This window comes from Janibacter melonis (assembly GCF_020567375.1).
Taxonomy (GTDB): Bacteria; Actinomycetota; Actinomycetes; order Actinomycetales; family Dermatophilaceae; genus Marihabitans; species Marihabitans melonis.
Genome location: NZ_JAJBZM010000002.1, coordinates 1,105,233 through 1,117,978, shown reverse-complemented (window position 1 = coordinate 1,117,978; position 12,746 = coordinate 1,105,233). Strand labels below are relative to the sequence as shown.

Below are 12,746 nucleotides of genomic sequence, written 5' to 3'. Positions count from 1 at the left end.
GGCCGGGCGCCCGCCGGGGGGGGGGGGCCCCCCGCGCGCCCCGGCCCGCGGGGGGGGGGCCCCCCCCCCCCCCCGGGGCCCCCCACCCCCTCGACCCGGGCGAAGGGGGAGCCCCACCCGTCAGCGCAGGGTGAGGGACACCCCTTCGTCGTCGGTGTCGACGACCACCGTCTGCCCGTCGCGGATGTCGCCGCCGAGCAGGCCGGTCGCCAGCCGGTCGCCGATCTCCTTCTGCACGAGGCGGCGCAGCGGCCGGGCGCCGTACGCCGGGTCGTAGCCCTTCTCCGCCAGCCAGGCCCGCGCGTCGTCGGTGACGTCGAGGTCGATGCGACGGTCGGCGAGGCGGGTCGCCAGCTCGCGCACCTGCAGCTCGACGATGTGGCCGAGCTCGTCGCGGCTCAGCGGGTCGAAGATGACGACCTCGTCGAGCCGGTTGAGGAACTCGGGCTTGAAGGCCGTCCGCACCGCCCCCATGACCGCCTCGCGCGCCGTCGCCGGGTCGACGAGCGGGTCGACGAGGTACTGGCTGCCGAGGTTGCTCGTGAGCACGAGGATGACGTTGCGGAAGTCGACCGTGCGGCCCTGGCCGTCGGTGAGCCGCCCGTCGTCGAGCACCTGGAGCAGGATGTCGAAGGTCTCCGGGTGCGCCTTCTCGACCTCGTCGAGCAGGACGACGCTGTACGGCCGACGACGCACCGCCTCGGTGAGCTGCCCGCCCTCCTCGTACCCGACGTACCCGGGGGGCGCGCCGATGAGACGGGCCACCGAGTGCCGCTCGGCGTACTCCGACATGTCGATGCGCACCATCGCGCGCTCGTCGTCGAAGAGGAAGTCGGCGAGCGACTTCGCGAGCTCGGTCTTGCCGACACCCGTGGGCCCGAGGAAGAGGAAGGAGCCGGTCGGCCGGTCGGGGTCGGCGATGCCGGCCCGGCTGCGGCGCACGGCGTCGCTCACGGCCTGGACCGCGCTGGTCTGCCCGATGAGGCGCGAGCCGATGATCGACTCCATCGACAGCAGCTTCTCGCTCTCGCCCTGGAGCAGGCGACCTGCGGGGATGCCCGTCCACGCGGAGATGACCTCGGCGATGTCGTCGGCACCGACCCGCTCCTTGACCATGAGGTCCTCGTCGCCGCTGCGGGCACTCTCGGCCGCGTCGGCCCGGGCGAGCTCGGCCTCGAGAGCCGGGATCTCGCCGTAGAGGACTCGTGACGCCCCCTCGTAGTCGCCGTCGCGCTGCATCCGCTCGGCGGAGGTGCGCAGGTCGTCGAGGCGGGCGCGCAGCTCGCCGACCTGGTTGAGACCCGACTTCTCCTGCTCCCAGCGGGCGGTGAGGGCGGCGAGCTCCTCACGGCGCTCGGCGAGCTCGGTCTCGAGCCGGTCGAGGCGCTCACGGCTGGCGTCGTCGGTCTCGCGGGCGAGGTGGAGCTTCTCCATCTCCATCCGCGCGACGGCGCGCTGCAGCTCGTCGATCTCGACGGGGCTCGAGTCGATCTCCATGCGCAGCCGCGAGGCGGCCTCGTCGACGAGGTCGATCGCCTTGTCGGGCAGCTGGCGGCCGCTGATGTAGCGGTCGGACAGGGCGGCCGCGGCGACGAGCGCCGAGTCCTCGATCTCGACCTTGTGGTGCGCCTCGTAGCGCTCCTTGAGGCCTCGCAGGATCGCGACCGTGTCGGGCACGCTCGGCTCGCCGACGTAGACCTGCTGGAAGCGGCGCTCGAGGGCCGGGTCCTTCTCGACGTGCTGGCGGAACTCGTCGAGCGTCGTCGCGCCGACGAGCCGCAGCTCGCCGCGCGCGAGCATCGGCTTGAGCATGTTGCCCGCGTCCATCGCGCCCTCGCCGGTGGCCCCGGCGCCGACGACGGTGTGCAGCTCGTCGATGAAGGTGATGATCTCGCCGTCGCTGGCCTTGATCTCCTCGAGGACGGACTTCAGCCGCTCCTCGAACTCGCCGCGGTACTTCGCACCGGCGACCATCGCCCCGAGGTCGAGGCTGACGAGTCGCTTGTCGCGCAGGCTCTCGGGCACGTCGCCGTCGACGACGCGCTGCGCCAGACCCTCGACGACGGCGGTCTTGCCGACGCCGGGCTCGCCGATGAGGACGGGGTTGTTCTTCGTGCGGCGCGAGAGCACCTGGACGACGCGGCGGATCTCGGAGTCACGGCCGATGACCGGGTCGAGCTTGCCGTCGCGCGCCATCTGGGTGAGGTCGGTGCCGTACTCGGCGAGGGCGTCGCCGCCCTCGGTCGGGGTCTCCGAGGTCACCTTGCGACCGGCGCGCAGCTCGCCGACCTTCGCCTCGAGATCGGCGGCGCCGCGCTTCTCGACGGCGGCGAGGTGACCGGTCTCGGCGAGCGCGAGCAGCAGGAGGTCGAAGGCGAGGAAGGTGTCCCCCTTCGCCCGCATGAGGGTGTCGCCCTGCTGGAGGACGGCCATCGCCTCACGGCCGAAGGTGGGTGCCTGGGTCGTCGACCCGGCGACCGACGGCAGGGCGGCGACCGCCCGGTCGGCCATGGCGAGCACATGGCTCGCCCCGGTGCCGGCGGCCTGCAGCAGCGCGTCGGCCTGCGCGGTGTCGACGCGCAGCAGCGCGCTGGTGATGTGGGCCGGGGTGATCTCGGCGTGCCCCTCGGTCTGGGCGGACCGCTGGGCGAGGGCGAGGGCCTCGGCGACCTTGGTCGTCGGCTTGAGCTCCATGTGACTCCTTGTCTTCACGAGCAGGGAAGGTGATCTGCCAGGTGCAACGCCTGCGAAGTTGAGTCTATTTCGCTCAACTTCGTCGTCGTCACCGTCCGGGGCGTACGGTCTACCTGCACATCGTTCGCAACACGCGACCTGACCCCGAGGAGCCGTCGTGCCCCAGCCGCCCCCGCCCACGGCCGGGCCGGCGACCCATTCGCCCGCCCGCAGCACGACGCTCCTCGCGCAGGACGACCTCGGCGTCGCGGGCCGCCGTCGCCGCACGACGGCCTGGCTGCTCGGCCTCGGCGCAGGCCTGCTCGCCACCCTCGTCCTCGCCGTCGGCATCGGCGCGGTCACGGTGCCCGCCGGCACCACCCTGCGCGTCGTCGGCCACCACGCTCTCGGCCTCGGCGAGCGGACGTGGAGCCTGTCGCGAGACGCGATCATCTGGGACGTCCGCCTCCCCCGCGTCGTCCTCGGCGCCGCGGTCGGCGCCGGCCTCGCGGTGTGCGGCGTCGCGCTCCAGGCGATGGTGCGCAACGTCCTCGCCGACCCCTACCTGCTCGGCGTGAGCTCGGGAGCCTCGAGCGGGGCGGCCGCCGCCATCCTCTTCGGCGTCGGCGCGGGCCTGGGCCAGCACGCCCTCCCGGTGAGCGCCTTCGCCGGGGCGCTCGCCGCCTCCCTCCTCGTGCTCGTCGTCGCCCGCTCCGGCGGGCGCGTCACCTCGATCCGGCTGCTGCTCGCCGGCGTCGCCGTCGGGTACGCGCTCTACGCCCTGACGAGCTTCCTCATCTTCGCCGCCGACTCCGCCGAGGGGTCGCGCTCGGTGCTCTTCTGGCTCCTCGGGTCGCTCGGCCTCGCGTCGTGGACCGCCCCGCTCGCCGTCGTGTGCGTCGTCGTCCTCGGGACCGTCCTCGTGCTCACCCACGCCGGGCGCCGGCTCGACGTCCTCGCCATCGGCGACGAGACCGCGCAGACCCTCGGGCTCACGCCCGACCGGCTGCGCGTGCGCCTGCTCGTGCTCGTCTCGCTGTGCATCGGCGTCGTCGTCTCGGCCGCCGGGAGCATCGGCTTCGTCGGCCTCGTCGTCCCGCACCTCGCCCGGCGGGCAGTCGGCTCGTCGCACCGCGCCGTCGTCCCCGTCGCCGCGCTCATGGGCGCGATCCTGCTCGTCTGGGCCGATGTCGTCGCGCGCACCCTGCTCCAGCCGCAGGCGATCCCGATCGGCATCCTCACCAGCCTCGTCGGCGCGCCCTTCCTGCTCGTCCTCATCCGCCGCATGCACGTCTCGTCCACCTGATCCCGGAAGGCCCTCGATGCCCCTTCGCCCCCTGCGCGCCGCGTCCCTCGCCGCCGCTGTCGCCCTGCTCGCCTCCTGCGGCACCGACGAGCCGGCGGGCACCGCCGCGACGGCGCCCGACGACGGGCACTACCCGCTGACGACGACGAGCTGCGGCGAGGAGGTGACGATCGAGGCCGAGCCCACCGACGTCGTGCTGCTCAAGAGCGCGTGGGTGCCCTACCTCGACACCCTCGGCGTCCTCGACCACGTGACGGCGAAGGCCGGCGCCTACCCCCAGGGCTACTACGACGACGAGACGAACGCCGCGGTCGAGGGCATCGACTCGCTCACCGACCGGATGGACTCGAGCGGCCACCTGCTCATCTCCAAGGAGGCGGTCGTCGCCCGGGAGCCCGACCTCGTCCTCGGTCAGGTCGAGAACCTCGACCGCGCCTCGCTCGCAGAGCTCGGCATCCCCCTGCTCGAGGTCGGGGGCCTGTGCCCGACCGGGGGCCCCGACCCCTCCTTCGAGGCGATCGGCACCGAGCTCGAGGAGCTCGGGCGGGTCTTCCACCGCGAGGACGAGGCGGCGCAGGCCGCCCGCGACCTCGAGGAGCGCGTCGAGACGATCACCGCCTCCGTGCCCTCGGACGAGGACCGCACGGCGGCCGTGCTCTACCCGACGGTGGGCGGGGGCACCACCTACGCCTACGGCAGCCGGTCGATGGCCGACCCGCAGCTCGAGGCGGCCGGGCTGGCCAACGTCTACGCGGACGTCGACGAGCGGGTCTTCGAGGTGACGACCGAGAGCCTGCTCGAGGAGGACCCGGACGTCGTCGTCCTGCTCTACTCCGACGGCGACCCGGCGAAGGTCGAGGACGCCCTCACGGCGCTGCCGGGCGCCGAGCGCCTCACGGCCGTGCGCGACGACGCCGTCATCACCCAGCTCTTCAACTTCACCGAGCCCGCCAGCCCGCTCGCCGTCGACGGCCTCGAGCGCATCGTCGAGGAGCTGGCGACCGGGGACGCCCGGTGATCGAGGCGCGCGGGCTGACCTTCGCCTACGGCGCGAGCACGGTCCTCGACGACGTCGACCTCACCGTGCGGCCCGGCCGGGTCCTCGGCCTCATCGGGCCCAACGGCTCGGGCAAGACGACGCTGCTGCGCTGCCTCCACGGCGGCCTGCGCCCGCGAGCCGGCTCGGTGGCGGTCGACGGCACCCCGGTGAGCGCGATGTCGCCCGCCCAGCTCGCCCGCGAGATCTCCGTCGTCGTGCAGGAGGCCGGCGGCGAGAGCACCTTGAGCGTCGCCGAGCTCGTCCTGCTCGGGCGCACCGCGCACCTCGGCGGCTTCGTGCGGGCCCGGCCCGAGGACGAGGCCGCCGCCCGGGCCGCCCTCGTGCGGGTCGGCGCGCTGCACCTCGCCCGTCGTGACATCTCCGAGCTCTCCGGCGGCGAGCGCCAGCGCGTCCTCGTCGCGCGCGGACTGGCTCAGGCGGCCGGCCATCTCCTCCTCGACGAGCCGACCAACCACCTCGACATCCGCTACCAGCACGAGGTGCTCACCCTGCTGCGCGGGCTCGATCAGACCGTCGTCGTCGTGCTCCACGACCTCAACCTCGCCGCGGCCTACTGCGACGACCTCGTGCTGCTCGACCGCGGCCGGGTCGCCGGGCGCGGCACGACCTCCGAGGTCCTCGACCCCGACCTGCTGCGCCAGGTCTACGAGATCGACGTCGACCGGCTCGACCGGGACGGCCGCGTCCACCTGCTCTTCACCCCCCTGGCCCGCCACGAGGAGATCTCCGCATGAGCATCCAGCCCCGCATCGACGACTACTGGACCCACCGGGCCCCCGCCTACGACTCCGGCCAGCGCCGCCCCGAGCGCTGGGACGACGACGCGGCGATGTGGTCGTCCATCTGGTCGCAGGCGCTGCCGAGCACCCCGTCGAGGGTGCTCGACCTCGGCACCGGCACCGGGCACGCGGCGCTGCTCGTCGCCGGGCTCGGCCACGACGTCACCGGCGTCGACAGCTCGCCGGGCATGCTCGGGATCGCGCAGGAGCACGCCGACCGCGCCCGGGCGGACGGCCGCCCCGCGCCCACCTTCGCCCTCGGCGACGCCGTGGATCCCCCCTTCGCCGAGGGCTCCGTCGACGCCGTCATCTGCCGCTACGTCACGTGGACCCTGCGCGAGCCGGTGGTCGCGCTCTCGCGCTGGCGCAGGCTGCTGCGGCCGGGCGGGGTGCTCGCCGTCGTCGACAGCACGTGGTTCACCGACGGCCTCGAGGGCTCTCCGCCGGAGTTCGTCGACGCCTACGGACCGGTGCTCGCCGACCTGCCGCTGGCCCTCGCGTCGAGCATCGAGCCGACCGTCGCAGCGATCCGTGAGGCCGGGTTCACCGATGTCGTCGTGCGCGACCTCACCGAGGTCCTCGAGGCCGACGAGCGGCACGGCGCGGCACCCGGCCACCGCCCCCGGATGCAGCACCTCGTGACCGCGCGCACCTGACCCTTCTAGGTGAGCGCTTGCTCAGCTAGGGTCCAGACATGCACCGACGCCTGAGTCCTGAGGACGCCGCCCACCAGCAGCGGATGCGCGAGTACTTCACCACGGAGTTCCCCCAGGAGCTGCGCGGTCTGCTCGCCCGATCCGACGACTTCGACCCCGCGGACCTGCGCCGCAGCCAGGCCGCGCTGGCCGATGCCGGGCTCGCCGCCCCGGGCTGGCCGAGCGAGTGGGGCGGCCAGGACTGGACGAGCCTGCAGAAGTTCATCTGGGACAGCGAGCTGCAGCGCGCCTCCGTCGCGCCGCCGCTGGCCTTCAACACCTCGATGGTCGGCCCGGTCATCGCGACCTTCGGCTCGCAGGAGCAGAAGGAGCGCTTCCTGCCCAAGACCGCGAGCTGCGAGATCTGGTGGTGCCAGGGCTTCTCCGAGCCCGACGCCGGCTCCGACCTCGCCTCGCTGCGCACGACGGCCGCGCGCGAGGGCGACGAGTACGTCGTCAACGGGCAGAAGATCTGGACCACGCTCGGCCAGCACGCCGACTGGATCTTCGCGCTCGTGCGCACCGACCCGACCGCGAAGAAGCAGCAGGGCATCTCCTTCCTGCTCATCGACATGCAGACCCCGGGCATCACCGTGCGCCCGATCCGCCTGCTCGACGGCGGCGTCGAGGTCAACGAGGTCTTCTTCGAGGACGTCCGCGTGCCCGCCGACCAGCTCGTCGGCGAGGAGAACAAGGGCTGGGACTACGCGAAGTTCCTCCTCGGCAACGAGCGCGTCGGCGTGGCGAACGTCGGGCTCATCAAGCGTTGGCTCTCGGAGGTCAAGGAGCACGCCGCACAGGTGCGCGAGGGCGAGGGCAGCCTGCTCGACGACCCCGCGATCGCCGCCCGCTTCGCCGAGCTCGAGGCCGAGCTCATGGCCCTCGAGCTCACCGTCGTGCGCGTCAGCGGCGGCAGCAAGGACGGCCGGCCCGACCCGGCCTCGTCGATCCTCAAGCTGCGCGGCTCGGAGCTGCAGCAGGAGGTCCTCGAGCTGGCGATCGACGTCGCCGGACCGATGGCCCACGTGTGGGACGACGACGAGCTGCCCGACTGGGCGACCGGCTCGGTCCCGGAGTACCTCAACTTCCGCAAGGCGACCATCTACGGCGGCTCGAGCGAGGTCCAGCGGGGCATCATCGCGGCCACGATCCTGAAGCTGAAGGGCTGACACATGGACTTCACGACGACCGACGAGCAGCGCGCCCTCGCCGACGCGACCCGGGGCGTGCTCTCGCGCCACGGCTCTCCCGCCGCCGAGTCCGGCTCCTCCGCGCAGCCGCCCGCCCACGACACCGCGCTGTGGCAGGCGCTCGTCGAGCTCGGCATCCCGGCGATGCCGTGGTCCGAGGAGGACGGTGGCGTCGGGGCCGGCATCACCGACCTCGCGGCCGCCGCGACCGAGCTCGGCCGGGGCCGCATCCAGGCCCCGCTGGCCGAGACCGTCCTGGCCGGCACCCTCGTCGCCCGCCTCGCCCCCGCCGAGCTGCGCCAGCAGGTGCTCGGCGCGGTGAGCGAGGGCGAGGCCCTGCTCGTGCCTGCGCTCGACGAGCCGATGCGCACCTTCGACCCGACGCCGCACGACGTACGGGCCGAGGAGGGCGCCGACGGCTGGCAGGTCACCGGCGTCAAGGCCCCGGTGCGCTACGCCCCGGCCGCCACCCACGTCGTCCTCACCGCCCGCACCGCGAGCGGCACGGGCGTCTTCCTCCTCACCGACCCGGGTGCCACCGCGGAGCGGCTCGACCTCGACGGCGCGTCGGTCACCCTGCTCGCCGAGGGCGAGGCCGCCGAGGAGGCCCTGCGCGACGCGCTCGCCGTCGCCGGTGCGCTGCTGTGCGCCGAGGCGCTGGGCGCGATGGAGGAGGCCCTGCGGATGACGACCGACTACCTGCGCACGCGCAAGCAGTTCGGCGTCCCGCTCGCCGCCTTCCAGGCGCTCACCCACCGCGCCGCGGACATGTACGCCCAGCTCGAGCTGGCGCGCAGCGCGACCCTCTTCGCCGCGATGTCCGCGGAGGAGTCGCCGGTCGACGTCGACGCGGTCCTGCGGGCCCGGGTCGTCGTCGACAAGGCCGCCCGGCTCATCGGCCAGGAGGCCATCCAGCTGCACGGCGGCATCGGCGTCACCGCGGAGTACCCGGTGGGCCACCTCAGCGCGCGGCTGACGATGATCTCGCGCACGTGGGGCAGCACCCGCAGCCACCTCGCGACCCTGGGCAGCCGGGTCGCCGAGCACCGCTCGGTCGACGTGCTCGGCTAGACCCGCGCTACGGCGCAGTACTGGTCGCGATCGCGACCAGTACTGCGTGGTAGCCGGCAGCGGACGTGCGAAGGGGGGCGAGGCCTGGCCTCGTCCCCCTTCGTCGTCCGCTGGGCGTCAGACGAGCATGCCCGTCAGCCGTGAGGCGATGATCTCCTCGGCCTCGTCCATCATCCGCGAGACGAGCTCGGCCACGGTCGGGATGTCGTGGACCAGGGCCTGAGAGACGCCGGCGCTCCAGATCCCTGCGTCGAGGTCGCCGGTCTCGTAGACGGTCCTCCCCCGCGCCCCGGCGACGAGCTCGCGCACCTGCTCGAAGTCCGCGCCCTCGGCGAGACGCTCGACGACCTCGTCGCTCACGGCGTTCTTCGCCACGCGCGAGGTGTTGCGCAGCTGGCGCAGGATGAGGTTCGTGGCGTGCTCGTCACGCTCGACGAGCGCCTGCTTGACCGCGTCGTGCACGGGAGCCTCGGCGGTCGCCATGAAGCGTGTGCCCATGTTGACCGCGTCAGCCCCGAGGGCGAGGGCCGCGACGAGACCGCGGGCGTCGGCGATGCCACCCGACGCGACGAGCGGCACGTCGAGCGCCCCCGCGGCGAGCGGGACGAGCACGAGCGCCGTGACGTCGTCCTCGCCGGGGTGACCGGCGCACTCGAAGCCGTCGATGCTCACCGCGTCCACGCCGACGGCCTGCGCCTTGAGGGCGTGCCGCACGCTCGTGCACTTGTGGATGATCTTGATCCCGTGGGGCTTGAGCGCCTCGACGTGCTCCGTCGGCAGGTTGCCCGCCGTCTCGACGACGCGGACGCCGGACTCGACGATCGCGTCGCGGTACTCCCCGTACGGGGGCGGGGTGATCGTCGGCAGGATCGTGAGGTTGACGGCGAAGGGGCGGTCGGTCATCTCCTGGCAGCGCGCGATCTCGGCGGCGAGGGCCTCGGGGGTGGGCTGCGTGAGCGCGGTGAGGCACCCCAGCGCCCCGGCCTCGGCGACCGCGGCGACGAGCTCGGCCCGGCCGACCCACTGCATGCCGCCCTGGACGACGGGGTGCTCGACGCCGAACATCTCGGTGAATCGGGTGGTCAGCGCTGCCATGCGTCCTCCTGCGTGGTCGTGGTGGGCAGCGGGGCGAGCTCGGCCTCGACGGTCACCTCTCCGGAGCCGTCGAGCACCCGGGCGCCCCGGCTGATGCCCTCGGGGTGGGGGACGGCCGTGAGGGTCTGGGGACCGACGGCCGGTCGGACGAGACGGTACGACAGCTCGTGACCGATGAGCCCGGGGCCCTCGCGGCGCAGCAGCTCCCCAGCGAGCAGCGCCTGCAACGGACCGTGGATCACCAGCCCCGGGTAGCCCTCGTGCGAGGCCCAGCCGTGGTCGTAGTGGATCCGGTGCGCGTTGTAGGTGAGCGCGCTGAAGCGGAAGAGCGTCGTCTCGTCGACGACGAGGCGCAGGTACGGACCGTCGACCTGCGCTAGCGGTCGGTCCGGAGCGCCCAGGGGGATGTCCATGCGCGAGGTCGCGTCGCGGTAGACGACGTCCGCGTCCTCGCTGACGACGAGCCGGCCGGCCTGGGTGTAGTCGTGGCGCACCGTGACGAAGGTGAGGCGACCGCTGCGGCCCTCCTTCGTCGTCCGGCTGACCACCGCTGACCGTCGGGTCGCCTCGACGTCTGGTCGTAGCACCGCGTGGGTGCGCACCCGTCCGCCGGCGAACATCCGTCTGCGATCAGGCCCCGGAGGCGCGAGGAGCCCGCCGCGGAGCGGATGCCCGTCCGGCCCGATGTCGCGCTGGGCGGGACGGTCGAGGAGGTGGGTCCAGTGCCACAGCTCGGGCACCGCGCGCACAGGAAGCGAGCTCGCGTCGAGGTCGAGCAGGGCCGCGAGCGCCTCGACCTGCGAGCCGTCGACGAGACCGGTGCGCTCCTGCGACTCCGCCTGCGCGGTGCTCATGACGCGCTCTCGGACCGGGCGAGCAGGGCCTGCGCCCGGAGGAGGACCGGGCGGTCGACCATCTGACCGTCGACGACGTCGACCCCGTCGCCGCCCCCGAGGACCAGACGTGCCCAGGCCACCTCCTCGGCGGTGGGCGCGAACGCCTGCCGGACGACCTCGACCTGGTCGGGGTGGATGCACAGCTTGCCGCCCATGCCGCCCCGGCGGGCTCGCAGGGCGTCCGCCTGGACCGCTGCCACGTCGCGGACCTGGGTGCTCACCCCGTCGACCGGGGCGGGGCTCCCGGCGGCGCGGGCCGCGAGGACGAGCTGGTGACGGGCATGGTGGACCACGGCGTCGTCGGGGTCGGCCCCGAGATCGGCGGCCAGGTCGAGGTGCCCGACGGCGAGCCGCACGACGCCCTCGGCCGTGGCGACGGACCGGGCGTCGAGCACGCCTGCCGCGGTCTCGACGAGCGCGAGCAGGGGCATTCCGGGCAGCGCGGCTGCGAGACGAGCGAGCTCGGCGGGGTTCTGCGCCTTGGGCACGACAACTCCGACGAGACCAGCCTGCCGGTCGCCGGCGATCAGCGCCTGCAGCGCAGTGACGTCCTCCTCGTGAGCCGCCTCGCCGACCGCGCTCACGCGGACGGCCGCGCGGCCACCTGACGACACCCAGCGCACGACCTCGGTGCGGGCCGCACCCTTCGCCGAGGCCGCGACGGCGTCCTCGAGGTCGAGGACGACGACGTCGGCCCCGCTGCCCGCCGCCCGCTCGAAGCGGTCGGGGCGGTCGCCGGGGACGAAGAGCAGCGTCGTCGCGTCCGCGATCCGGCCCCTGGTCACGGTGCCACCGATCCGCGCCGGACGAGCTGGGCGGCGATGACGTTGCGCTGGATCTCGTTCGTGCCCTCGCCGACGATCATCAGCGGGGCGTCGCGGAAGTAGCGCTCGGCGTCGAACTCCGTGGAGTACCCGTAGCCGCCGTGGATGCGGACGGCGTCGAGGGCGATCTCCATGCCGACCTCCGAGGCGAAGAGCTTGGCCATCCCGGCCTCCATGTCGGCGCGGGCCCCGCTGTCGTACACCCGCGCAGCGTGGAGGGTGAGCTGGCGGGCGGCGGTGAGCTTGGTGACCATGCCGGCGAGGTAGGCGCCGATCTGCTGGTGCTTCCAGATCGGGGTGCCGAAGGACTCGCGGTCCTGCGAGTACTGCAGGGCGTCCTCGAGCGCGGCGCGCCCGACGCCGAGCGCCCGCGAGGCCACCTGCAGCCGGCCGACCTCGAGCCCGCGCATCATCTGCGCGAAACCCTGACCCTCGACGCCGCCGAGGACCTGGTCGGCCTCGACCCGCATCCCCTCGATGACGAGCTCGCAGGACTCGACACCCTTGTAACCGAGCTTGGGCAGGTCACGGCTGACGGTGAGCCCGCCGCCGGTGTCGGGCTCGCTCGCGCCGTGCCCGTCGAGCCGCTCCTTGTCGACGAGCAGGATCGAGATGCCGGTGTGCGCCGGTGAGGCACCCGGGTCGGTCTTGCACAGCAGGGCGACGAGCGAGGAGTGGCGCGCGTTGGAGATCCACGTCTTGCTCCCGTCGACCAAGTAGTCGCCGTCCGAGCCACGGCGGGCGACGGTGCGCATCGCCTGGAGGTCGGACCCGCCCCCGGGCTCGGTGAGCGCCATCGTCGCGCGGACCTCTCCCGTGGCCATCCGCGGCAGGTAGCGGTCCTTCTGCTCCTGGGTGCCGTAGTCCTGGATGAGCTTGGCGACGACTGTGTGCCCGCCCATCGCGCCGGCCAGGCTCATCCAGCCGCGGGCCAGCTCCTCGGTGACGAGGACGTAGCAGGGGGTGCTCACCCTGCCGGGACCCCACGGCTCGTCGATGGCCAGCCCGTAGATCCCGATCTGCTTCATCGTCTCGATGTACGACCGGGGGTACTCGTTCGCGTGCTCCATCTCGCGCACGCCGGGGCGGACCTCCTTGTCGACGAACTCGCGCACGATCTGCACGATCGCCTGCTCCTCGGCGTCGAGGTTCTCCAT

At 73.5% G+C, this 12,746-nt stretch carries 11 protein-coding genes; 6 read left to right on the top strand and 5 right to left on the bottom strand.

What is annotated here, in order from left to right; translation table 11 throughout:
* Positions 1-120 precede the first annotated feature (120 nt).
* The gene (gene clpB / locus LIV55_RS11570) at positions 121-2,694 is read right to left on the bottom strand and encodes an ATP-dependent chaperone ClpB (RefSeq protein ID WP_229300288.1); all 2,574 of its coding nucleotides are present in this window, start codon (positions 2,692-2,694) and stop codon (positions 121-123) included.
* Between the two features lie 157 nt (positions 2,695-2,851).
* On the opposite strand from clpB, the gene LIV55_RS11565 reads away from it, so the two are divergent.
* The 6 genes from LIV55_RS11565 to LIV55_RS11540 are packed head-to-tail and all read left to right on the top strand — an operon-like array spanning position 2,852 to position 8,774.
* Complete coding sequence (locus LIV55_RS11565) at positions 2,852-3,979, top strand: FecCD family ABC transporter permease (RefSeq protein ID WP_229300287.1); 1,128 nt, start codon at positions 2,852-2,854, stop codon at positions 3,977-3,979.
* Between the two features lie 16 nt (positions 3,980-3,995).
* Entirely contained in the window at positions 3,996-4,997 is a 1,002-nt protein-coding gene (locus LIV55_RS11560; protein ID WP_229300286.1) for an ABC transporter substrate-binding protein, read from the top strand.
* Complete coding sequence (locus LIV55_RS11555) at positions 4,994-5,773, top strand: ABC transporter ATP-binding protein (protein WP_229300285.1); 780 nt, start codon at positions 4,994-4,996, stop codon at positions 5,771-5,773. The genes LIV55_RS11560 and LIV55_RS11555 overlap by 4 nt, the downstream gene beginning before the upstream one ends.
* Positions 5,770-6,474 (top strand): class I SAM-dependent methyltransferase, encoded by a 705-nt coding sequence (locus LIV55_RS11550; protein ID WP_229300284.1) that lies wholly within the window; start codon positions 5,770-5,772, stop codon positions 6,472-6,474. The genes LIV55_RS11555 and LIV55_RS11550 overlap by 4 nt, the downstream gene beginning before the upstream one ends.
* Before the next feature lie 38 nt (positions 6,475-6,512).
* Entirely contained in the window at positions 6,513-7,682 is a 1,170-nt protein-coding gene (locus LIV55_RS11545) for an acyl-CoA dehydrogenase family protein (protein ID WP_229300283.1), read from the top strand.
* Positions 7,683-7,685: 3 nt separating this feature from the next.
* Positions 7,686-8,774 carry an acyl-CoA dehydrogenase family protein gene (locus LIV55_RS11540; RefSeq protein ID WP_123092476.1) on the top strand — a complete coding sequence of 363 codons (1,089 nt, stop codon included), beginning with the start codon at positions 7,686-7,688 and terminating at the stop codon, positions 8,772-8,774.
* A gap of 117 nt (positions 8,775-8,891) precedes the next feature.
* On the opposite strand, the gene LIV55_RS11535 is transcribed toward LIV55_RS11540, so the two are convergent.
* From LIV55_RS11535 to LIV55_RS11520, 4 genes are read right to left on the bottom strand one after another with little or no spacing between them, the layout of a single operon-like run.
* Positions 8,892-9,869, bottom strand: a complete 978-nt coding sequence (locus LIV55_RS11535) for an NAD(P)H-dependent flavin oxidoreductase (protein WP_229300282.1) — start codon at positions 9,867-9,869, stop codon at positions 8,892-8,894.
* Entirely contained in the window at positions 9,857-10,723 is an 867-nt protein-coding gene (locus tag LIV55_RS11530; RefSeq protein WP_229300281.1) for an FAS1-like dehydratase domain-containing protein, read from the bottom strand. Before LIV55_RS11530 ends, LIV55_RS11535 begins: the two co-directional genes overlap by 13 nt.
* Positions 10,720-11,550 (bottom strand): HpcH/HpaI aldolase/citrate lyase family protein, encoded by an 831-nt coding sequence (locus LIV55_RS11525; RefSeq protein WP_229300280.1) that lies wholly within the window; start codon positions 11,548-11,550, stop codon positions 10,720-10,722. The genes LIV55_RS11530 and LIV55_RS11525 overlap by 4 nt, the downstream gene beginning before the upstream one ends.
* Positions 11,547-12,746, bottom strand: coding sequence for an acyl-CoA dehydrogenase family protein (locus tag LIV55_RS11520; protein ID WP_229300279.1), 1,200 nt, complete (start codon positions 12,744-12,746; stop codon positions 11,547-11,549). The genes LIV55_RS11525 and LIV55_RS11520 overlap by 4 nt, the downstream gene beginning before the upstream one ends.